Here is a 20,337-nt window from a genome sequence, read left to right as displayed (position 1 = left end):
CCGTCACAGCCAGCCACGTAGTCGCAGTCAACCCTGACCGTCTCACCGTTCTTCACGAAGGTGACATAGGGCTTGTCACTCTGCAGGCCATGTGGCTGCACGTCATCAGCATCGTAAATGCTAAGTCCGCCAGCACCCTTGCGAGTCTGCAGGAGGTCGCGTGTGACCTCAGTCTGACCGTACACCATCACGGTTTTGCCACCGGTCAGAGCTTTCAGGTCGATATGTTCGCTCCGACCGTCGAACGCCACTTTGAACCCGTCGTGAATGAGGCCTTCTTCATCCATTCGAGCACCTACGCCTGCCTCCCGAAGCAGGTCAACAGTGCCCTGTTCAAGAACGCCTGCGCGAATGCGGGAGAGGATGTAATCGGGGTCTTTGCGTTCGATGATGATGTTGTCGATGCCAGCGTTCAACAGCAGTTGACCCAGCAGCAGTCCGGAGGGGCCGGAACCAATAATAGCGACTCGAGTTTTCATTTTTTTTGCCTCTCTTCACCCTCAGATTCCTGGGCATCTGGGGCTGGGTTGTTTTTGTCCCCTGTATAATTGGTGACTTTTTCCCTCGGAAGAAGGCGCTATCCGACTAATTACTTGGACTTTTGAACGATAGTAGGTAATCGCTTGGCTAAGCCGTCCATCTCAGTTCCCGCCTTCAAACTGTACGGAGAATCAGCTGCCTGGCCCGCAGCAGATCTGATGCACTGCGAATCTATCGCGGAGCGTAGCAGCCTCCATGACTGGGAAATTAAGCCGCACCGCCATGTCGATTTGTTCCAGATCCTGTACGTCAGAAAAGGTATCGCGGAGCTGCAGGTCGAGGACAACAACGTCCATTCTCAGGTGCCGATTGTCCAAGTCGTACCAGCGTTGAGCATCCACACTTTCAGCTTCTCCAGCGACGTTGAGGGATACATCCTGACCTTTGCCTCGCCCATCCTGCAGAGCCTGCCACCTTCATTAGAATCAGAGTTTTCCCGGCCACTATGTCTTCCCGCCCAAAACGAGGTCGATCACCTCGATTGGCTCTTTGGGGAAATCAATGCGGAGCATCAGCAAGGTAGGTCAGGTCGTGAGCTCGCCCTGCATTCGTTGATCAATCTCTTGATCGTTTGGATCACACGTCATGCTGCGATAAGGGAGCGCAATAACCAGGGCGGCCATGAGCGTGGCCTGGAGCATCTCCAAGCATTTACCACTTTGCTGGATGAAAATTATCGGCAGCACTGGCCCATCTCCCATTACGCAAAACTGCTCGGCATCAGCACCAACCATCTGAATGCAATCTGCAGGCGTAGGGCCGGTCAGTCAGCGCTCCAGATGATCAATGATCGATTGCTGCTCGAATCCAAGCGGTGCCTGGTCTACACGGAAATGACGATCACTCAGGTGTCCGATAGTCTGGGATTCTCTGACCCTGCCTATTTCTCACGATTCTTCAAAAAGGCCGTGGGCGCATCACCGCGTGATTTTAGGGACGCGAAACACTGAGAAGTTGCCCTCAAATCGCTCGGGCAATCTCATATTTCCGTGGCGGCGTCATGACTCCGTCGCATCCTTTCAAGCACACAATGCAGCTGTCGTACAGTCGCCGAGGCTTGTCAACAAACTGATCGTCTGCAGATCCCTTGTCGGAGTTGCGTATGGTGATTCCTAACTTCTGGATTTTCAGCCGCAATCGCTCAGCGCCGACAGGGTAGATAGGCTGCAGTGGTATGGGAGCCACTGCAGCGCATTCAAGTTATGCCTTTTCAGCATCCAGCTCTTTCTGATCCATGTAGCGGTTACCGATACGTGGATGAGCTCGCCCGCCATCTGCAGCACCCAATACCACGAGGTTGCTGTAAGGCTCATAGCTCCCATCAACAACCTGGTGCCAAGAATTTACTATATAAGTTCCCAGGTAACCCCCTCTCCACGCATCACTAATAAAGCGTCTTTTTTTTGCTCATTGCTCCAATCAGGCCTGCAATGCCATGCAACTATAGGGTGACCATCGCAAAGCTACTGGCCCACGGGTAATCCGCCTAATAGACCAATTCAGATGCTGAATAGCTTTGGTGACTTCTATATAAATGATCTATGTCATGCAGGTGCACAGTGGTATGCATCACATTGATCGGCATGGCTATCTGAAAGGCTGATCTGATTTCTGGATCTCGAGGATGAGGAGAGTTTTTAAATTGCACAGAAGTCACTTTTCGTTGAGTTAACGATGCGTTGATAGGGTTTCAAAAAGGCGTGACTTTAGCACAGAAACTCAGGAAAAAAAGGTGTCAATATTGGTTTCTTGGAAAGTGAGCCCGATTTCGCGTTATAAATAAACCATCAGTATAGTTTGGCATAAACCGCTAGTATATTTTTCGACGGTGTATGGATGTGCTGTGATCTGCTCGTTCTGAAGCTCTCATGAAATTTTTTTTCATACCCCCCCTTGAAATGTTTTTTCAAAAACGGAGCTCTATTATTTTGTTAGCAAAAAAAAGCAGAGGTCTCTTATTTTGCAGATTTTTTGATGCCATTTTGAGATCATAAATTCTGCTGTTTTAGGTGGATGATGATAGCTCAGGTCTGCATGCCACCCTTGCCTCGCCCCATTGCTCGCCACTTCACCTCACGCGCATGCGCGTGAGCGTGGCTTGCTTTTGAGCGCCGCAGGCGCATCGCTTTTTTTCAGCGCCGTAGGCGCTGGCTTGATTTTGACCTCAAATAAAAAAAGTGCCATTTTTTTAAAGAAAGTACGCGGAAAATATACTGTTAAATTGTTGGCTTTATAGTGCTTGGCGCATATCCGTAGAGGTCGCAAGCATTTGGGGGGTAGCTAATGCTGGTAAAGGCAGCTTCGCTGTATTTGCCTCATACAGATGGTGTGCGGTGGAAAGTTTTTATCGTAGAGTCGGCGCGGGGTGATCCATGCGGGGATGATCAATCCTCGAGTACCCAGCCCCCGCAGCTCTCATTCACCGTTCAATGGGTTTTCAATTACTTCTATAAAGGTATGCGTCTGGCATACCCATCTGTGTTTGCTAGGGCTTCAGGCCAGTCAGTGAGTATGCTGCTGACACACCCTTTGAAAATGTGTCTCTCGTGCCTTGACGGTTGGCTGTGCAAACATTTAGCTTTAATTGACGCCTAGGGAGGGGTGCTTTAGTGTAAGTGAATATTTGAGAGGGTTTTAATGATCGCGGCTGATAAATTGGCTAAAGAGTTTCTCGACGTGCATGAGACTGCAGACGTCCTTGGTGTGTCAAAAGAAACCTTGAGGTTTTGGCGGTATACTAATAAGCACGCGAAAGAAATTCCTGCGTTAAAGCATGTTTCTCGTCGTATTTATTACCGCACTCAAGATGTTGTGGCATTTTCCAAAATTATGTATTGCCCATCTGGTTGCTGACCGCTACCGAGCCGCGAGCATGATGCTCATACAGGCCACGGCACTATGCTCTGGCTAGCAAGAAGCCCAGATCGATCTGGGTTTTTTTGTGCTTGGAGGGCGGGTTTGGTAGCCGATTTAATGATGGAAAAAATTTTAGAAAATATAAGATTGTTCGAGGAGGAGGCACTTTGGGCTTACGAGCGCTGAGGAAAGCTTACGAGAGCTGAGCTTAATTTTAAGTGCCGGCTACCAAATGGCTACCAAGCTCTCAAAAAGACCAAAAATAATGAAGGATATAGAGGACGAGGGCAAACGCTAGAAGCTTGGTTGTACGTGGTCTACAGCCCTTTATGTAGGTGCAATGGCATGACATAAAAGGTGTTGACAGTCAGCAGATTTTAAGTCTGCTGTGTATACCAATTCCACCACACTCGCACGCTTGAAGGGGTCGTGAACGACCGGCTCGCTTCTAAGCAGAAGGGCTTTGCAATCAAGCGCGCTTTATAACCCATTGTTATAGTTGAGTCAACCGCAGCACCTATGATCTACAGATGAGAGGGCAGTTGTAATGGGCAATTGACACGTTGCAGTCATTAAGCCACTGTTACAGATTGGTTGGATCCAAGAGTGTCAAGGGATGGCTCAAGGCTGGGCACACCGGGTTACGTTCATTTTGTCCTTCCTGCTGTGCCAGTGGAGTATGCATGGTTTCAGCTGATAGCATCGACCCCCCCGACATGCCCGCCCACCGTTATGAACAGCTGGTTCAGTCGGTGGTGGACTATGCCATCTACATGCTCGACCCTTCTGGGCATGTGGTGTCGTGGAATGCAGGCGCGCAACGGATCAAGGGTTACCGCGCCGACGAAGTGGTCGGCCGGCACTTTTCGCTGTTTTTTACCCCGCAGGACTGCGCTGACGGCCGCCCTGAGTGCCTGCTGCGCCAGGCGCTCGAGCAGGGTGTGGCACAGGATGAAGGCTGGCGGGTACGCAAGGATGGCACGCAGTTCTGGGCGTTGGCCGCACTGGATGTGATTCGCGACGAAGACGGCCAGATCGTCGGCCTTGCCAAGGTCACCCGTGACATTACCGACCGTCGTGAGTCTGCCATGCAACTGGATGCCATGCGCGCCCAGCTGTTCCAGGCGCAGAAGCTTGAGGCGCTTGGCCAGTTGACCGGTGGCCTGGCGCACGACTTCAACAACATGCTGACCATCATTCTCAGCTCGGCACGCCTGGCGCAGACTACCCAGGACCCGGTGCGGGCGCAGCGCATGCTGCAGCACATCATCGATGCCGGGCAGCGCGGCACCGAGCTGACTCAGCAATTGCTCAGCTTCGCCCGCCACCGCCAGCTCGATGTGGCCAGTGTTGCACCGGCTGCCCTGGTTGCCGCCACCCGTGGCCTGCTGGAGCATGCGTTACCCAGTGCGATCACGCTGACGGTGGTGCTGCAACCGGACCTGCCGCTGATCGAAGTCGATGCCGGGCAGCTGCAAATGGTCTTGCTCAACCTGTTGTTCAATGCCCGCGACGCCATCACCGGCAATGGCCATATCGACCTGAGGGTGGAGCTGGTCGACTTGGCCGGCGAGGTAGAAGGGCTGCACGGCCGCTTTGTGTGCTTTGGGGTGGAGGACAGTGGCGAGGGTATCGCGCCCGAAGTGCTGCCACGCATCTTCGAGCCATTCTTCACCACCAAGCCCTTTGGCAAGGGTACTGGCCTGGGCCTTAGCCAGGTGTACGGCTTCGCCAGGCAGAGCGGTGGCGCTATTTGTGTCGATAGCGCGCCGGGTCGTGGAACTTGCATGCAACTTTATCTGCCAATGTATCAGAATCAGGCACTCAGCCCACTCGACAGGTAGACAACATGGCACAGGCACTCAGGCGGCTGATAACGGGCATCGACGGGCTCGATGCGTTGCTCAGGGGTGGCCTGGTGGCTGGCGCCTCCTACATCGTTCAAGGGCCACCGGGTGCCGGCAAGACCATTCTTGCCAACCAGCTGGCCCATAACCACGTGCGTGACGGTGGTCGGGTGCTGGTGGCTACCTTGCTCAGCGAGTCACATGAACGCTTGTTCCAGTACCTGTCGACGCTCGCGTTCTTCGACCAGGGGTTGATTGGTGACCAGATCCAGTTCGTCAGCGCTTTCGACACCCTGGAGCAGGAAGGGCTGGAGGCTGTGGTGCGCTTGCTGCGCCAGGAAATCACCCGGCAAAAGGCCAGCCTGCTGATCGTCGACGGCGTGCTCAATGCCCGCGCCCGTGCACACACCACGCTCGACACCAAGAAGTTCGTCTCCGAACTGCAAGGCCACGCGGGGTTCGCGGGTTGTACCGTGTTGCTGCTGACCAGCGCCCGGCTGGAGGAGGGGAGCCCTGAGCACACCATGGTCGATGGGGTGATCGAGCTGGGTGAGCAGTTACTGGGCAGCCGTGCCGTGCGCCATGTCCAGTTACGCAAAACCCGCGGCAGTGGGGCGTTGTCGGGGCGCCACGAGTGCCTGATCGACGAAGCCGGCATGCACGTGTTTCCGCGCCTGGAAGCGCTGTTCAGCCACCCCAGCCAGGTCGCCGGCGGCAATGTGGGGCGCGTCACCAGCGGGGTACCCACGTTCGATGAAATGCTCGGCGGCGGGCTGGCGAACGGTTCGGTCAGCTTGTTGATCGGCCCGTCCGGTATTGGCAAGAGCTCGTTGTGCCTGGCATTTCTTGGCGCCAGTACCGCGCAAGCGCCAGGCTTGCATTTCGGCTTCTATGAAACGCCCGAGCGCCTGCGCAGCAAGGCCGCATCGCTGGGGTACGACTTTGCCGCGATGGAGCAAAGCGGCAGTTTGCAATTGTGTTGGCAACCCACCACAGAGGGGTTGCTCGACCAAGTGGGCGCGCGGCTGCTGGAGCGGGTCGCCGCAGTGGGCAGCAAGCGCGTGGTGATCGACAGCCTGGGGGCATTCAGCCGCCTGGCCACCGACCCGGCCCGCCTCAATGCGTTCTTTCGCGCGTTGACCGGTGAGCTGTGCGCGCGCGGCGTCAGCGTGATGCTGACCTGGGAAATGCGCGATATTTTCGGCGCCGAGATCAGCGCACCGGCGCCGGACCTGTCGAGCATCGTCGACAACCTGATGCTGATGCGCTTTGTGGAACTGGACTCGCAGCTGCGGCGTATGCTGTCGATCCTCAAGGTGCGTGACAGCCACCATGACCCGGCCTTGCACGAGCTGCTGATCGGGCCCCAGGGCATAACGCTACATAAAGCATTCGCCGGCAACAGCGGGGTGCTTTCGGGTACGCCGGTGCCGCAGGACGGCGGGTGACAGGCGGGGCAATGAATACCATTCTGATCGTCGATGACGAATACCTGATCGCCGATATCCTGGCCTTCGCCCTGGAGGAGGAAGGTTACGAGGTGAAAAAGGCCATCAACGGCAAGAAGGCGCTGGAAATGCTTGTGGCCGAGAGCGTGCAGTTGGTGATCACCGACTACATGATGCCGGTGCTCAATGGCGAGGAGCTGGTGCGCGCCATGCGTGACTGCTCGGCGCTGCGCGAGGTGCCAGTCATTCTCATGAGTGGCGCACAGGCCAGCCAGGTCTGTCCTGCCCTGTTCAAGGCCATTTTCGACAAGCCATTCGATATGGACAAGATGATTGCGAAGGTGCGTGAGCTACTGAAAGCCTGAGGCCTGCGGCCGAGCGCATCCATGCGCTTGGTCAGCCGGGGTTCACTGTGAATCGTCGTGCTTTTCCGGGGCTGGGCTGCCGGCCTGGATACGCTTGAAGATCTCTTCCCGATGGACCTGTACATCTTTCGGTGCATCGATACCGATCCTCACCTGCATCCCTTTGACGCCCAGAATGGTGACTTTGATGTCATCATTGATGACGATACTTTCGCCAACCTTACGGGTGAGTATCAGCATGTAGTTCTCCTTGGTGATAATAAAGTCCGCATGGCTAACTGCCGCGGCGGCGGGAGCGGGTCCCTGTTCCTTCTCATTAAAGACGCTTTCGGCGGATAGTAATTCCCCGACAGAAAAATTCTGTTGCGTACCTTCACTTGCAGGTGCCAAAGCAAACCGTCAGCGATTTGTCGGCCAAGGTGCTCGGTGGCAAGAATAGGGCCGTTGGCGGCCAATGGGAAATTTCTTCGCATCATGGATTAAATAGACAGGCTTAATGACCGTCCTGTTCCTCTAGGGCTTGAAGAAATACCAGCAAAGCCACCTCTTCAGGGTCCAGGCCTTTGCGTATGCGGTGCTTTGGCAAGTCCGCCAGGCGGCCCAGGGCGTAGTGTTCGAGTACGGCGGGGTGGATGTAACAGCGGCGGCAGACCGCCGGGGTATTGCCCAGGCGCGTGGCCACCTGGCGAACGATGGCGGCCACCTGGCGTTTGGCCTCGGCCTCCGGTTCCCAGGCCAATGGCCTGAGCAGGTCCAGCGCCAGGCTGCTGCCAGCCCAGGTGCGGTAGTCCTTGGCGGTGAAGTCGGCACCTGTGAGTTGCTGCAGGAACTGGTTGACCTCGGCCGAGCCGACGCTATGGCGCTGGCCGTCGGCATCCAGGTACTGGAACAGCGCCTGCCCGGGCAGTTCCATGCAGCGCTTGAGCAGGTTGGCCAGGCGCCGGTCATTGAGGGTGACGTTGTGCTCGACACCGCGCTTGCCGCGGAACTGGAAGCGAATGCTGCTGCCTTTGACCTCTACGTGGCGGTTGCGCAGGGTGGTCAGGCCGTACGACTGGTTGTCGCGCAGGTAGCGCTGGTTGCCAATGCGGATCAGCGTGTGGTCCAGCAGGCTTACCACCAGTGCCATGACCTTTGCCCGGTCCAGCCCTGGGCGTGCCAGGTAGGTTTCCAGTTGTGCGCGCAGTTTCGGCAAAACCTGGGCGAAGGCCAGCATGCGGCCGTACTTGTGCTGGTCGCGCAGTTCGCGCCATTGCACATGGTAGCGGTATTGCTTGCGGCCACGCGCATCACGGCCGGTGGCCTGCAGGTGGCCCTGCGGGTCGGCACAGATCCACACGTCGGTGTAGGCCGGGGGGATCACCAGGGCGGCAATGCGCGCCAGGGTGTCCTTGTCGCGGACCCGTTCGCCATCGGCGTCCAGGTAGATGAAGCGGTCGCGCCAACGGCGCCGGGTCAGGCCTGGCTGGCTGTCTTCGACATAGTGCAAACTGCGCGGCAGAGGGCAGTCGAGCATGGTGTTTGGCCTCGATCAGATCACTGATCAATGGACAACACGCGTGCCAGGTATGCTCAGCCCAGTAGCGCCACCGATTTGATCTGGGCGTACACGACCTGCCCCGCGTGCAGGGCGAGCTGCTCTGCCGAAAACCGGGTAATGCGCGCGAGCAGCAGGTTGCCGCCAGCGTCCAGGCTGACCAGTACATGCGCCGGGTTGGCCGCGGGGCGGGTTTCGCGCACCTGGACCGGCAAACGGTTGAGGATGCTCGAGGTACTGTCAGCTGTCAGTGCCAGGCTTACGTCACGCGCCTGCACCTTGACCCGCAAGGTGTCGCCCATGGCCCGGGCGGCATGGGCGATGCGTAGCAAGGGCCCATGTTCGCCGGGCAGGCGCAGGTCGAGCAGATCGTAGTGCGGGTCGTGCCCCACCACCCGGCCTTCGAACACCACCCCGGCGTCATCGTCCTGGGCCAGCGGCAGATCGAGGCGGGCGAGGGTTTCGCCAATGGGGCCGCTGGCCACGGCTCGGCCGTGTTCCAGCAGCACCAGGTGGTCGGCCAGGCGTGCCACCTCGTCTTGTGCGTGGCTGACATACACCAGCGGGATGTCCAGCTCACCGTGCAGGCGTTCCAGGTACGGCAGTATCTCGCGCTTGCGTGGGCCGTCGAGGGCGGCCAGCGGCTCATCCATCAATAGCAGCTGCGGGCTGCTGAGCAGGGCGCGGGCGATGCCAACCCGCTGCGCCTCACCACCCGACAAAGTCGCCGGGCGGCGCTCCAGCAAATGGCCGATACCCAACAGCTGGCTCGCCTGGCCCAGGCTGACTTTGCGTTCGGCGGCCGCCAGGCGGCGCCAGCCGAATTCCAGGTTGGCGCGCACCGACAGGTGTGGGAACAGGCTGGCCTCCTGGAATACATAGCCCACCGGGCGTAGGTGGGGAGGGCGGAAATAACCACGGCTGCTGTCCTGCCAGACCTCGCCGTTGACCTCGACATAGGCGTTGGCAGCCCGCTCCAGCCCCGCCAGGCAGCGCAGGCAAGTGGTCTTGCCAGAGCCGGACTGACCGAACAGGGCGCTGATGCCGCGGCCGGGCAGGCGCAGGTCTACGTCCAGGGTAAAGTCGTCACGTGGCAGGTTCAGGCGCGCCACTATCGATGCAGTCATCTCAGCTCCAGCCGGCTTTACTGCGGCGCCCGGTGTACAGCAACAGCAGCACCAGGAACGAGAACACCAGCATGGCGCCGGCCAGCCAGTGTGCTTGTGAATATTCCATGGCCTCGACGTGATCGAAGATCTGTACCGAAACCACGCGCGTCTTGTCGGGAATATTGCCACCGATCATCAACACCACACCGAATTCACCCACGGTGTGGGCGAAACCGAGAATGCTGGCGGTGACGAAACCGGGGCGCGCCAGCGGCAGCACCACATGGAGGAAACAGTCCCACGGGCTGGCGCGCAGGGTGGCCGCGACCTCCAGCGGGCGCTGGCCGATGGCGGCAAAGGCGTTCTGCAACGGCTGGACCACGAAGGGCATGGAATAGACAGTCGAACCAATGACCAGGCCGGTGAAGCTGAACACCACGGTGCCCAGGCCCATGGCCTGGGTGGCCTGGCCGAGCCAGCCGTGGGGGCCGAGGGCGATCAGCAGGTAGAAGCCGATGACGGTCGGTGGCAGCACCAGCGGCAGCGCCACTACCGCGCCCACCGGCCCGCGTAGCCAGGAGCGCGTGCGCGCCAGCCACCAGGCGACCGGCGTGCCGATGATCAGCAGGATCACCGTGGTCAGGCTGGCCAGTTTGACGGTCAGCCAGATGGCACCCAGGTCACTGGCATCCAGCGGCATCAGATTTCATAACCGTAGGACTTGATCAGGGCGGCGGCCTTTGGCCCCTTCAGGTATTCGATCAGGGCCTTGGCGGCGGCATTGTTCTTGCCTTTGTCGAGCAGTACGGCGTCCTGGCGGATCGGGTCGTGCAGGTTGGCCGGTACGATCCAGGCCGAGCCTTGGGTCACTTTACCGTCCTTGAAGATTTGTGACAGCGCGACAAAACCCAGTTCGGCATTGCCGGTGGAGACGAACTGGAAAGCCTGGGTGATGTTCTGGCCTTCGACGATCTTGCCTTTGGTGGCCGCGGTAAGCTGCAGTTTGTCCAGTACCTGGGTGGCGGCCAGGCCGTATGGCGCGGCCTTGGGGTTGGCGATGGCCAGGTGGCTGAATGCGTTTTGTTTCAGCACCTCGCCCTTGGCGTCGACGTAGCCTTCTTTCGCCGACCACAGGGCCAGGGTGCCGATGGCGTAGGTGAAGCGCGAACCGGGGACGATCTGCTTTTCTTCCTCGAGCTTTTTCGGGGTTGTGTCATCGGCGGCAAGGAACACCTCGAAGGGCGCGCCGTTCTTTATCTGGGCGTAAAACTGCCCCGTGGCGCCGTAAGCCGCGACCAGTGTATGGCCGGTGTCGTGTTCGAAGTCCTTGGCAATGGCCTGGATGGGCGCCGTGAAGTTCGCCGCGACGGCCACTTGAACCTCGTCGGCCCAGGCGGTGTTGAAGGCAAACAGACTGGCCATAGCAGTGAAGGCCAGGTGAGACGGGCGGATACGCATGCAGGCAGCTCCTTGGGTTATCGTTATATTCACAACTATATAGCGATAGGCCAGTTGTCGGGAAGGGCTGCTGGGTGCATTCGCAAGGATGGTGTGATTACGGGCTAACGAAAGGTTGCCGCAGGCCGCGCAGGCGCGGGCTACCCGGCAACCCTGGCCAGTGCCTTGGCCGCGATGTCCCGGGTCAGCGCCTCGGCCGGCATACGCCGCCCCAACCGCAACGCCTGCCCTGACCACAAGTTGCTGAAGTCGCTGTTGCCCTGCGGCTCGGTGATTGCCCTTAACGGCATCAATGCCCCGCCCGCCAGCGGAAACGCTGGTGCCAGCGCGCTCATCGGCCCCAGCTCGCGCATGATACGGTTGTTGATGCCGCGGGCCGGGCGGCCGGTAAACAGGTTGGTCAGCGCCGTGTCACTGGCAGGCGCACTGTCCAGCGCCTGCCGATGTGCTGGCGAAACCTTGGCCTCGGGGCAGAACAGGTACGCCGTGCCAATCTGCACGGCAGATGCGCCCAGGGCCAGGGCCGCCACCAGGCCGCGATGGTCAGCGATGCCACCGGCGGCGATGACCGGCAGGCGGACCGCGTCGGCTACCTGCGGTACCAGGGCAAAGGTGCCGATCTGGCTGGTGATGGCGTCGCTGAGAAACATGCCGCGATGGCCGCCGGCTTCATAACCCATGGCGATGATGGCGTCACAGCCGTTGCGCTCCAGCCAGACGGCCTCTTGCACGGTAGTGGCGGTGCAGAGCACCTTGGCACCGCTGGCCTGTACCCGTTGCAGCAGGTCGGCCTGGGGCAAGCCAAAGTGGAAGCTCACCACTTCCGGCCGCAGTTGTTCGACCAGTTGGCAACTCGCCTCATCGAAAGGCGCACGGTTCGAGACCGGGGTGGGCGCCGCGAAATCCGCCCCCACTTCGCTGTAGTAGGGGGCGAGCGCCTGCTTCCAGCGCGCGTCGCGCTCGGCGTCGGGCGCGGGTGGCTGGTGGCAGAAAAAGTTCAGGTTCAAGGGGCGCCCCGGGCAGCCGGCGCGGAATGCAGCAATTTCGGCGCGCACCTGCTCACCGTTGAGCATGGCGCAGGGCAGGGCGCCCAGGCCGCCGGCCGAGCCCACCGCGATGGCCATGGCCGAGCCGGTTGCCCCCGCCATGGGGGCCTGCAGAATGGGCAACTCGATGCCCAGCAGGTCGAGGATACGGCGGTCGGGCCAGTGGCGCATGCGAGGTCTCCTTGCGCTGGGCGAACGGTGCGGCGGCTACTACAGGGCCTTGCTGACCTGAATGTCGCTGATCTTGTCGGCGTCTTCACCATGGATTTTGCGCAAGGCTTCGAGGGCTCGCGCTTGCGAGGCGTCGGGCATCAGCGCGAAGTCCCAGCGACGCTGGCCGTCGAGTTTGTATTTGATCACGTACTTGATGGTCTGGGTCATGGTGGCCTTATCTGAGTTTCGACGACGAGCGACGGATGATCTTGATCTTGTGGGTCAGGGTGGGCTTGCGGGTAACCGAGATCGGGCGGGTGGTCACGGTATCGATGGTGATATTCCAGAACCCGGTGCTGGGCACGGTGATCTTCGCCGGAAACTTCTCGAAGTGGCCGCCGTGGTAGGTATGACGGCCGCCGTTCTTGAAGCTGCGGAAGTTGGCGTCGTTCATCAGGCGGATATTGCAGCGCTGGGAACACTCGATGACGACGATGTCGTCCTCATTGAGGTGCTCGCGCTGGTGTACGAATTTCATGTGATGCTCCGCAAGGGTTGGTTCAGCAAAGGCAAAAGATACCACGATGTGCCGTTATACTGCCGCGCTGTTCGCCGGGCTTGGATAATTCTGCCAAAGCACGGAGCAAAACCGCCTGACGGTGGTCGAACGGGGTTCGTACAAGTTGAGGTATGACAGATGAAGTGGATGGTGGCCGCGTTGACACTGGCACTGGGTGGCTGTGTCAGTGTTTCCGAGCTGGAGCAATCGCATGCGACCCTGGATGTGATTTCTGGCAAGACGCCCCGCGAGTATGCCGATTGCGTCAAGGCGCAGCTTGCCGACAGCCGTGACCCACTGGTGGAAGAGCAGCGCGGTGACGGCCTGCGCCTGACGGTGCCGCAGAAGCTGACAGCAGGTGCTGGCCCGGCCGCCCTGCTGGATATCGATGAGCGTGGCGGCGGCAGCAGCATCAAGCTGCATGAGCGGCTGAGCAACTTCCCGCTGCGCCTGGGCGATGTGCGCACGGCAGCTACCCACTGCATCTCGGGGAGTTGATCTGAGGCAAGTAAAGGGCGGTTAATGGGCTATTGGCCATCAGATCGGCCGGCCTGACGTTGTTGCGATTTCCCCGACGGGGCTAGTATCCATTTGCTTATGTTTTTTAAGCCTAAGCTTATAACAAAAGAAATGGAGATTCGTGATGACACCGTTGAGTCGCGTCGTGATCGGCAGCCTGCTGATCCTGGCCTGGCCCGGGGCGCATGCCGCCGATGGCCAGAAAATTTTCACCCAGGGCGGGGCCAACCCCGCCGCCCTGGCCTGCCTGGGTTGCCATGGCCCGGACGCCAAGGGCATCGCTGCGGCGGGCTTTCCGCGGCTGGCCGGCCTGCCGGCTGCTTACCTCAGCAAGCAATTGCATGATTGGCGCAGTGGCAGCCGCAAGCAGGCGGTGATGGAGCCGTTGGCCAAGGCCCTGAGCGAAGAGGAAATCACCGCCGTCAGCAGCTACCTGGCCAGCCTGCCGGCAGTCAAGGTCGTCGATGGGCGCCGCCAGCAGATTGCCGGCGACCCTACCACCCGCCTGGCCCTGTACGGCGACTGGAACCGGCATATCCCTGGTTGCGTGCAATGCCACGGTCCGGGTGGCGGTGGCGTTGGCGAGCACTTCCCGCCTTTGGCCGGGCAACCTGCCAGTTACCTGGTGGCGCAGCTCAATGCCTGGCGCGACGGCAGCCGCAGCAATGACCCGAACCAGCTGATGGTCGGCGTGGCCAAGGCCATGACCGATGACGAGATCAAGGCTGTTGCCGAGTTCTTCGCCCGCCCCGCCAGCCAGGAGGTCAAACCATGAAACCGCTGATCCCCGCTCTGTTGCTGCTGGTTGTGGGCAGTGCCCAGGCCGCGCCTATCGCCATGGAAGACCAGTCGCAACTGAAGGTCCCCGGCAAGCAGGCCGCCCTGCAGTTCACGCCCCCGGCGGAAGACGAGCTGCCCGCCAATGCCTTCGGCAAGATGGTGCGTGAAGGCCATGCCTTGTTCGTCGATACCCGCCGGCTGATGCCCGAGGCGGTGGGCAACGGCATGAACTGCAGCAACTGCCACCTCGACCAGGGGCGTATGGCCCATTCGGCGCCACTGTGGGGCGCGTACCCCATGTACCCCGCCTATCGCAAGAAAAACGACAAGATCAACACCTTTGCCGAGCGCATCCAGGGCTGCTTCCAGTTCAGCATGAATGGCAAGCCGCCGGCCGCGGACAGCCCGCAGATGACGGCGCTGTCGGTGTACGCGTACTGGCTGTCGACCAAGGCGCCGACCGGCGTCGAAATTGCCGGGCGCGGTTACCCGGAAGTCGCGCAGCCTGCAGGCGGGTACGACTTCACGCGTGGCCAGCGGGTGTACCGCGAGCAATGCGCGATTTGCCATGGTGACAACGGTGAAGGGCAGAAAGTGGCGGGCGAATATGTGATGCCGCCGCTGTGGGGCAAGGACAGCTACAACTGGGGCGCCGGTATGCACCGTATCAACACGGCGGCATCCTTCATCAAGTACAACATGCCACTGGGCAAGCCGGGCAGCCTCAGCGACCAGCAGGCCTGGGATGTTGCGGCATGGATCAACCGGCATGAACGGCCGCAGGATCCCCGCCTGGTAGAGGGTTCTGTCGAGAAGACGCGGGTGAAATTCCATGCCAATGACGGCGTGAACCTGTATGGGCAGAAGGTCGATGGCGTGCTGGTCGGGCAGGGGACCGGTAGCTGACGGGTGCCTGTAGCGAACGCTTGGCGGGTAAACCTGGCCTGCAACGGTGGTTGTGGAAGCAGGTTTGCTCGCCAGGAGGCCACCACAGGCATGCGTGAGCTGTGGCATTTCACTTGCATGTCTGCTGGCGATATTTGCGATCCCTCGGAACTATCTACACTTGCTTATCTCTATCTACCCATCGGTCGGCCGCAGGTCAGGCATTGTAAGGTTTGTGCCGCCTGATTAGACTGCGCCGAATTCCACAGGCCTAGCCTTTTGTAAGGACGTATATGATCAAGAAATGCTTGTTCCCGGCAGCCGGCTACGGTACGCGCTTCCTGCCTGCTACCAAAGCCATGCCCAAGGAAATGCTGCCGGTGGTCAACAAGCCACTGATCCAGTATGGCGTTGAAGAGGCATTGGATGCCGGCCTGAGCGAAATCTCCATCGTGACCGGCCGCGGCAAGCGCGCCCTGGAAGACCACTTCGACATCAGCTACGAGCTGGAAAACCAGATCAAGGGCACCGACAAGGAGAAATACCTGGTCGGTATCCGCCGCCTGCTGGACGAGTGCTCGTTCTCGTACACCCGCCAGACCGAAATGAAAGGCCTGGGCCATGCCATTCTCACCGGGCGCCCGCTGATCGGCGACGAGCCGTTTGCAGTGGTGCTGGCGGACGACCTGTGCGTCAACCCGGAAGGTGACGGCGTGCTGACCCAGATGGTCAAGCTGTACAACCAGTTCCGCTGCTCGATCATCGCCATCCAGGAAGTCGACCCTCAGGAAACCAACAAGTACGGTGTCATCGCCGGTGACATGATCCGTGACGACATCTTCCGCGTTACCAACATGGTCGAGAAGCCTGCACCGGAAGATGCGCCGTCGAACCTGGCGATCATTGGCCGTTACATCCTGACGCCGGATATCTTCGACATCATCAAAAACACCGAGCCAGGCAAGGGCGGCGAAATCCAGATCACCGACGCGCTGATGCAACAGGCGCAGAACGGCTGCGTGATCGCCTACAAGTTCAAGGGCAAGCGCTTCGACTGCGGTGGCGCCGAGGGCTACATCGACGCGACCAACTTCTGCTTCGAGAACTACTACAAGACTGGCAAGGCTTACTGATACAGCCGCTGCTTGTAGCAACATTGCGATGACTGGGGCCGCTGCGCGGCCCTTCGCGGGCAGGCCCGCTCCTACAGTTACCGCGCATGCCTTTGGCGTGCGCCCACCTGATGGGGCGGGTTTGCCACGAAGGGCTGCAAAGCGGCCTCAGTGCGTTATGCTGGGCGCCTGCTAGGAGAGAGAACACATGGCCTACGATTTTGATCTGTTCGTGATTGGCGCTGGCTCCGGCGGGGTGCGCGCTGCGCGCTTCGCCGCTGGTTTTGGTGCAAAAGTGGCAGTGGCTGAAAGCCGTTACCTGGGCGGCACCTGTGTCAACGTCGGCTGCGTGCCGAAAAAGCTGCTGGTCTACGGTGCGCATGTGGCCGATGAACTGGAACAGGCTGCCGGTTACGGCTGGTCCCTGGAAGAAGGGCACTTCGACTGGGGCACCCTGATTGCCAACAAGAACCGTGAGATCGAGCGCCTGAACGGCATCTACCGTAACCTGCTGGTGAACAGCGGGGTGACCCTGCTGCAGGGGCACGCGCGCCTGACCGGGGCCAATGAAGTGGAAGTGGAGGGCCAACGCTACAGTGCCAGGCACATCCTGATCGCCACCGGCGGCTGGCCGCAGGTGCCGGACATTCCAGGCAAGGAACTGGCAATCACCTCCAACGAAGCCTTCTACCTCAAGAGCCTGCCACGCCGGGTGCTGGTGGTCGGCGGTGGCTACATCGCGGTCGAGTTCGCCGGTATCTTCCAGGGCCTGGGGGCGGCTACTTCGTTGCTGTACCGTGGCGACCTGTTCCTGCGCGGTTTCGATGGTTCGGTACGTACCCACCTGAAGGAAGAGCTGGAAAAACGCGGCCTCGACCTGCAGTTCAATGCCGATATCCAGCGCATCGACAAGCTTGAAGACGGTAGCCTGAAGGCCACGCTCAAGGATGGTCGCGAGTTGCAGGCCGACTGCGTGTTCTATGCCACCGGCCGACGCCCGATGCTGGACAACCTGGGCCTGGAAAACACCGGCGTCGAGCTGGACGAGCGTGGCTATATCCGGGTCGATGAACAATACCAGACGACCGCGCCGTCGATCCTGGCCATTGGTGACGTGATTGGCCGGGTGCAACTGACCCCGGTGGCGCTGGCCGAAGGCATGGCGGTGGCACGGCGCCTGTTCAAGCCCGAGCAGTACCGCCCGGTGGACTACCAGAACATCCCCACAGCCGTGTTCAGCCAGCCGCCAATCGGTACCGTGGGGCTGACGGAAGAACAGGCGCTGGCGGCAGGGCACAAGGTGCAGATATTCGAAAGCCGCTTCCGCGCCATGAAACTGACCCTGACCGACATCCAGGAAAAGACCCTGATGAAGCTGGTGGTCGATGCCGACACCGACAAGGTGCTGGGCTGCCACATGGTCGGCCCTGATGCCGGCGAGATCATCCAGGGCCTGGGTATTGCTTTGAAGGCCGGTGCCACCAAGCAGCAATTCGACGAAACCATCGGTGTGCACCCGACGGCCGCCGAAGAGTTCGTCACCCTGCGTACGGCTAGCCGTTGATCTATGCGTTACGTTGAAGGGGCGGGGCAGCCCGCTCCTACAACCGAGTCTTCTATCAAGTACCTCTGGCTATAGCCAAAACCAATCACGAGCATGAGCTTTGCCAATGAGCCTTCAGCGGGATGATTAGTTAGGATTCTATCCATCAACTGATTCCAACCCCATGAAGGAGCGTCTCTCATGCCAATCATCAACAGCCAGGTCAAACCGTTCAACGCTACCGCCTACCACAAAGGCGAGTTCGTGCAGGTCAGCGAAGCCGACCTGAAAGGCAAGTGGTCCGTCGTGTTCTTCTACCCGGCCGACTTCACCTTCGTTTGCCCGACCGAGCTGGGTGACCTCGCCGACAATTACGCCGAGTTCCAGAAGCTGGGCGTGGAAATCTACGGCGTGTCCACCGACACCCACTTCACCCACAAAGCCTGGCACGACACGTCGGACACCATCGGCAAGATCCAGTACCCGCTGATCGGTGACCCAACCCACGTCATCTCGCGCAACTTCGACGTGCTGATCGAAGAAGCTGGCCTGGCTGATCGCGGTACCTTCGTGATCAACCCGGAAGGCCAGATCAAGATCGTCGAACTGAACGACGGTGGTGTAGGCCGCGATGCAGCTGAGCTGCTGCGCAAAGTGAAAGCTGCCCAGTACGTTGCTGCCCACCCAGGCGAAGTTTGCCCGGCCAAGTGGAAAGAAGGCGAAGCCACCCTGGCGCCATCGCTGGACCTGGTCGGCAAGATCTAAGGCCATGCGCGCAACAACGCGGGCGGTAGGCAGCCGCCAAAGCTGAACAAGCTACCGCCCCGTCAAACGCCCGGGCGACCTCGCCTGGGCGTTTTTGTATCCGAGTATTGAAGAAGGAATCGCCCGTATGTTGGACGCCACGCTTAAATCGCAACTGAAAACCTACCTGGAGCGGGTCACCCAGCCGATCGAGATCGTTGCCTCCCTCGACGACGGCGCGAAGTCCCGTGAATTGCATGACCTGCTGGTGGAGATCGCCAGCTTGTCCACACTCATTACCCTCAGCGCGGACGGCACCGATGCGCGTCGACCTTCGTTCTCGTTGAGCCGCCCGGGTGCTGGCGCCGATGGCAAAGGTATCAGCCTGCGCTTCGCCGGCATACCCATGGGCCACGAATTCACCTCGCTGGTGCTGGCACTGCTGCAAGTCGGCGGCCACCCTTCCAAGGCCAGTGCCGAAGTGATCGAACAGATCCAGGCATTGGAAGGCGAATTCACCTTCGAAACCTATTTCTCGCTGTCGTGCCAGAACTGCCCGGACGTGGTCCAGGCGTTGAACCTGATGGCCGTGCTCAACCCCAACGTGCGCCACGTGGCCATCGACGGCGCGCTGTTCCAGGCTGAAGTGGAAGCGCGCAAGATCATGGCAGTACCGAGCATCTACCTGAACGGTGAGTTGTTTGGCCAGGGGCGCATGGGCCTGGAGGAAATCCTCGGCAAGATCGACACCAGCGCCGGTGCGCGCCAGGCCGAGAAGATCAACGCCAAGGACGCTTTCGATGTGCTGGTTGTGGGCGGTGGCCCGGCTGGCGCGGCGGCTGCCATCTACGCAGCGCGCAAGGGCATTCGTACCGGCGTGGCTGCCGAGCGCTTCGGTGGCCAGGTACTCGACACCCTCGCCATCGAGAACTTCATCTCGGTGCAGGAAACCGAAGGGCCAAAACTGGCGACTGCACTCGAAGAGCACGTCAAGCAGTACGACGTCGACATCATGAACCTGCAGCGCGGCGAAGCATTGGTTCCGGCCACCGACGGCGGCTTGCATGAAGTGCGCCTGGCGGGCGGCGCATCGCTCAAGGCCAAGACCGTGATCCTGGCCACCGGTGCCCGCTGGCGTGAAATGAACGTGCCGGGTGAGCAGGAATACCGCGCGCGTGGCGTGGCTTACTGCCCGCACTGCGACGGCCCGTTGTTCAAAGGCAAGCGCGTGGCGGTGATTGGTGGTGGCAACTCGGGTGTCGAGGCCGCCATTGACCTGGCCGGTATTGTTGCCCAGGTGACGCTGATCGAATTCGACAGCCAACTGCGCGCCGACGCGGTGTTGCAGCGCAAGCTGCACAGTTTGCCTAACGTGAAAGTGATCACCAGTGCGCTGACTACCGAGGTGCTTGGCGACGGCGAGAAAGTCACTGGCCTGCGCTACAAGGATCGCGCCACGGACGAGCAGCATGAAGTCGCGCTGGAAGGCATCTTCGTGCAGATTGGCCTGTTGCCGAACACCGACTGGCTCAAAGGTACCGTCGAGCTGTCACCGCGCGGCGAGATCATTGTCGATGCCAAGGGCCAGACCAGCATTCCAGGGGTGTTCGCTGCGGGGGACGTGACCACCGTGCCGTACAAGCAGATCGTGATTGCGGTGGGTGAGGGGGCCAAGGCTTCGCTGGCGGCCTTCGACCACCTGATCCGGACCTCGGCACCGGCGTAAGCCTGGGCTGGCCCTGCCTTCGAAGGCGGAGCAACTGTCTTTCTCAAAATTTGAAAAGCCTGCGCGATTCACCTGTAGGAGCGGGCAAGCCCGCGAAGCAGGCGACGCGG

21 protein-coding genes and 1 pseudogene are annotated in these 20,337 nt (G+C 60.0%); 12 read left to right on the top strand and 10 right to left on the bottom strand.

Features of this window, described 5'->3' with window-relative positions; translation table 11 throughout:
* On the bottom strand, positions 1 to 479 hold a 479-nt coding region (locus G1E_RS29930), incomplete at its 3' end, for an FAD-dependent monooxygenase (RefSeq protein ID WP_047150212.1).
* 144 nt (positions 480 to 623) lie between these two features.
* On the opposite strand from G1E_RS29930, the gene G1E_RS25105 reads away from it, so the two are divergent.
* Positions 624 to 1,490: a helix-turn-helix domain-containing protein gene (locus tag G1E_RS25105; protein WP_033690481.1), complete on the top strand. Its 867-nt coding sequence runs from the start codon at positions 624 to 626 to the stop codon at positions 1,488 to 1,490.
* Positions 1,491 to 1,740: 250 nt separating this feature from the next.
* Here G1E_RS25105 and G1E_RS28510 read toward each other — a convergent pair.
* A pseudogene (locus G1E_RS28510) lies at positions 1,741 to 1,836 on the bottom strand (amino acid synthesis family protein); the annotation flags it as partial.
* A gap of 1,341 nt (positions 1,837 to 3,177) precedes the next feature.
* On the opposite strand from G1E_RS28510, the gene G1E_RS28065 reads away from it, so the two are divergent.
* The 4 genes from G1E_RS28065 (at position 3,178) to G1E_RS25090 (ending at position 7,056) form a co-directional block, all read left to right on the top strand.
* Positions 3,178 to 3,393, top strand: a complete 216-nt coding sequence (locus G1E_RS28065; RefSeq protein WP_080671134.1) for a helix-turn-helix domain-containing protein — start codon at positions 3,178 to 3,180, stop codon at positions 3,391 to 3,393.
* 686 nt (positions 3,394 to 4,079) lie between these two features.
* Entirely contained in the window at positions 4,080 to 5,240 is a 1,161-nt protein-coding gene (locus tag G1E_RS25100; protein WP_009683198.1) for a nitrogen regulation protein NR(II), read from the top strand.
* Between the two features lie 5 nt (positions 5,241 to 5,245).
* Positions 5,246 to 6,691, top strand: coding sequence for an ATPase domain-containing protein (locus G1E_RS25095; RefSeq protein ID WP_009683197.1), 1,446 nt, complete (start codon positions 5,246 to 5,248; stop codon positions 6,689 to 6,691).
* An 11-nt stretch (positions 6,692 to 6,702) separates the two neighbouring features.
* A complete protein-coding gene (locus tag G1E_RS25090; RefSeq protein WP_009683196.1) occupies positions 6,703 to 7,056 on the top strand; it encodes a response regulator in 354 nt (117 codons plus the stop codon).
* 42 nt (positions 7,057 to 7,098) lie between these two features.
* Here G1E_RS25090 and csrA read toward each other — a convergent pair whose 3' ends face one another.
* The 8 genes from csrA to G1E_RS25055 all read right to left on the bottom strand — a co-directional run bounded on the left by csrA (position 7,099) and on the right by G1E_RS25055 (position 12,897).
* The gene (csrA, locus tag G1E_RS25085) at positions 7,099 to 7,296 is read right to left on the bottom strand and encodes a carbon storage regulator CsrA (RefSeq protein ID WP_009683195.1); all 198 of its coding nucleotides are present in this window, start codon (positions 7,294 to 7,296) and stop codon (positions 7,099 to 7,101) included.
* Between the two features lie 253 nt (positions 7,297 to 7,549).
* Positions 7,550 to 8,572, bottom strand: a complete 1,023-nt coding sequence (locus G1E_RS25080; RefSeq protein WP_009683194.1) for a DNA topoisomerase IB — start codon at positions 8,570 to 8,572, stop codon at positions 7,550 to 7,552.
* A 56-nt stretch (positions 8,573 to 8,628) separates the two neighbouring features.
* Positions 8,629 to 9,720, bottom strand: coding sequence for a molybdenum ABC transporter ATP-binding protein (modC, locus tag G1E_RS25075; protein WP_009683193.1), 1,092 nt, complete (start codon positions 9,718 to 9,720; stop codon positions 8,629 to 8,631).
* A 1-nt stretch (position 9,721) separates the two neighbouring features.
* Positions 9,722 to 10,402: a molybdate ABC transporter permease subunit gene (modB, locus tag G1E_RS25070; RefSeq protein WP_009683192.1), complete on the bottom strand. Its 681-nt coding sequence runs from the start codon at positions 10,400 to 10,402 to the stop codon at positions 9,722 to 9,724.
* Positions 10,402 to 11,124, bottom strand: coding sequence for a molybdate ABC transporter substrate-binding protein (gene modA / locus G1E_RS25065; protein WP_225785876.1), 723 nt, complete (start codon positions 11,122 to 11,124; stop codon positions 10,402 to 10,404). The genes modB and modA overlap by 1 nt, the downstream gene beginning before the upstream one ends.
* 176 nt (positions 11,125 to 11,300) lie before the next feature.
* On the bottom strand, positions 11,301 to 12,377 hold the full coding sequence (locus G1E_RS25060) for a nitronate monooxygenase family protein (RefSeq protein ID WP_009683190.1): 1,077 nt from the start codon (positions 12,375 to 12,377) through the stop codon (positions 11,301 to 11,303).
* 39 nt (positions 12,378 to 12,416) lie between these two features.
* Positions 12,417 to 12,587, bottom strand: coding sequence for a hypothetical protein (locus G1E_RS28840; protein ID WP_009683189.1), 171 nt, complete (start codon positions 12,585 to 12,587; stop codon positions 12,417 to 12,419).
* A gap of 7 nt (positions 12,588 to 12,594) precedes the next feature.
* Positions 12,595 to 12,897: a DUF1883 domain-containing protein gene (locus G1E_RS25055; RefSeq protein ID WP_003250918.1), complete on the bottom strand. Its 303-nt coding sequence runs from the start codon at positions 12,895 to 12,897 to the stop codon at positions 12,595 to 12,597.
* Positions 12,898 to 13,056: 159 nt separating this feature from the next.
* On the opposite strand from G1E_RS25055, the gene G1E_RS25050 reads away from it, so the two are divergent.
* The 7 genes from G1E_RS25050 to ahpF all read left to right on the top strand — a co-directional run bounded on the left by G1E_RS25050 (position 13,057) and on the right by ahpF (position 20,227).
* The gene (locus G1E_RS25050; protein WP_009683186.1) at positions 13,057 to 13,416 is read left to right on the top strand and encodes a hypothetical protein; all 360 of its coding nucleotides are present in this window, start codon (positions 13,057 to 13,059) and stop codon (positions 13,414 to 13,416) included.
* A gap of 145 nt (positions 13,417 to 13,561) precedes the next feature.
* Positions 13,562 to 14,212, top strand: coding sequence for a cytochrome c (locus tag G1E_RS25045; RefSeq protein ID WP_029886316.1), 651 nt, complete (start codon positions 13,562 to 13,564; stop codon positions 14,210 to 14,212).
* Entirely contained in the window at positions 14,209 to 15,123 is a 915-nt protein-coding gene (locus G1E_RS25040; protein ID WP_009683183.1) for a c-type cytochrome, read from the top strand. Before G1E_RS25045 ends, G1E_RS25040 begins: the two co-directional genes overlap by 4 nt.
* 272 nt (positions 15,124 to 15,395) lie before the next feature.
* The gene (gene galU, locus G1E_RS25035; protein ID WP_009683182.1) at positions 15,396 to 16,235 is read left to right on the top strand and encodes a UTP--glucose-1-phosphate uridylyltransferase GalU; all 840 of its coding nucleotides are present in this window, start codon (positions 15,396 to 15,398) and stop codon (positions 16,233 to 16,235) included.
* A 187-nt stretch (positions 16,236 to 16,422) separates the two neighbouring features.
* The gene (gorA, locus tag G1E_RS25030; RefSeq protein ID WP_009683181.1) at positions 16,423 to 17,778 is read left to right on the top strand and encodes a glutathione-disulfide reductase; all 1,356 of its coding nucleotides are present in this window, start codon (positions 16,423 to 16,425) and stop codon (positions 17,776 to 17,778) included.
* 180 nt (positions 17,779 to 17,958) lie between these two features.
* Positions 17,959 to 18,522 (top strand): alkyl hydroperoxide reductase subunit C, encoded by a 564-nt coding sequence (ahpC, locus tag G1E_RS25025; RefSeq protein ID WP_004375926.1) that lies wholly within the window; start codon positions 17,959 to 17,961, stop codon positions 18,520 to 18,522.
* 127 nt (positions 18,523 to 18,649) lie between these two features.
* Positions 18,650 to 20,227 (top strand): alkyl hydroperoxide reductase subunit F, encoded by a 1,578-nt coding sequence (gene ahpF, locus G1E_RS25020; RefSeq protein ID WP_009683180.1) that lies wholly within the window; start codon positions 18,650 to 18,652, stop codon positions 20,225 to 20,227.
* Positions 20,228 to 20,337 lie beyond the last annotated feature (110 nt).

This window comes from Pseudomonas sp. TJI-51 (assembly GCF_000190455.2).
Lineage (GTDB): Bacteria > Pseudomonadota > Gammaproteobacteria > Pseudomonadales > Pseudomonadaceae > Aquipseudomonas > Aquipseudomonas juntendi.
The sequence above is the reverse complement of the archived record's forward strand: the minus strand, read 5'-3'. Positions and strand labels throughout refer to the sequence as shown.

Bases quoted from the DNA above. Each gene is read 5' to 3' on its own strand.
- G1E_RS28065 (WP_080671134.1), top strand. From the start codon at position 3,178: ATGATCGCGGCTGATAAATTGGCTAAAGAGTTTCTCGACGTGCATGAG.
- G1E_RS25045 (WP_029886316.1), top strand. From the start codon at position 13,562: ATGACACCGTTGAGTCGCGTCGTGATCGGCAGCCTGCTGATCCTGGCC.
- G1E_RS25050 (WP_009683186.1), top strand. From the start codon at position 13,057: ATGAAGTGGATGGTGGCCGCGTTGACACTGGCACTGGGTGGCTGTGTC.
- csrA (WP_009683195.1), bottom strand. From the start codon at position 7,296: ATGCTGATACTCACCCGTAAGGTTGGCGAAAGTATCGTCATCAATGAT.
- gorA (WP_009683181.1), top strand. From the start codon at position 16,423: ATGGCCTACGATTTTGATCTGTTCGTGATTGGCGCTGGCTCCGGCGGG.
- ahpC (WP_004375926.1), top strand. From the start codon at position 17,959: ATGCCAATCATCAACAGCCAGGTCAAACCGTTCAACGCTACCGCCTAC.
- G1E_RS25040 (WP_009683183.1), top strand. From the start codon at position 14,209: ATGAAACCGCTGATCCCCGCTCTGTTGCTGCTGGTTGTGGGCAGTGCC.
- G1E_RS25095 (WP_009683197.1), top strand. From the start codon at position 5,246: ATGGCACAGGCACTCAGGCGGCTGATAACGGGCATCGACGGGCTCGAT.
- G1E_RS25060 (WP_009683190.1), bottom strand. From the start codon at position 12,377: ATGCGCCACTGGCCCGACCGCCGTATCCTCGACCTGCTGGGCATCGAG.
- G1E_RS25100 (WP_009683198.1), top strand. From the start codon at position 4,080: ATGGTTTCAGCTGATAGCATCGACCCCCCCGACATGCCCGCCCACCGT.
- modA (WP_225785876.1), bottom strand. From the start codon at position 11,124: ATGGCCAGTCTGTTTGCCTTCAACACCGCCTGGGCCGACGAGGTTCAA.
- modB (WP_009683192.1), bottom strand. From the start codon at position 10,402: ATGCCGCTGGATGCCAGTGACCTGGGTGCCATCTGGCTGACCGTCAAA.
- modC (WP_009683193.1), bottom strand. From the start codon at position 9,720: ATGACTGCATCGATAGTGGCGCGCCTGAACCTGCCACGTGACGACTTT.
- galU (WP_009683182.1), top strand. From the start codon at position 15,396: ATGATCAAGAAATGCTTGTTCCCGGCAGCCGGCTACGGTACGCGCTTC.
- G1E_RS25090 (WP_009683196.1), top strand. From the start codon at position 6,703: ATGAATACCATTCTGATCGTCGATGACGAATACCTGATCGCCGATATC.
- G1E_RS25055 (WP_003250918.1), bottom strand. From the start codon at position 12,897: ATGAAATTCGTACACCAGCGCGAGCACCTCAATGAGGACGACATCGTC.
- G1E_RS25080 (WP_009683194.1), bottom strand. From the start codon at position 8,572: ATGCTCGACTGCCCTCTGCCGCGCAGTTTGCACTATGTCGAAGACAGC.
- ahpF (WP_009683180.1), top strand. From the start codon at position 18,650: ATGTTGGACGCCACGCTTAAATCGCAACTGAAAACCTACCTGGAGCGG.
- G1E_RS28840 (WP_009683189.1), bottom strand. From the start codon at position 12,587: ATGACCCAGACCATCAAGTACGTGATCAAATACAAACTCGACGGCCAG.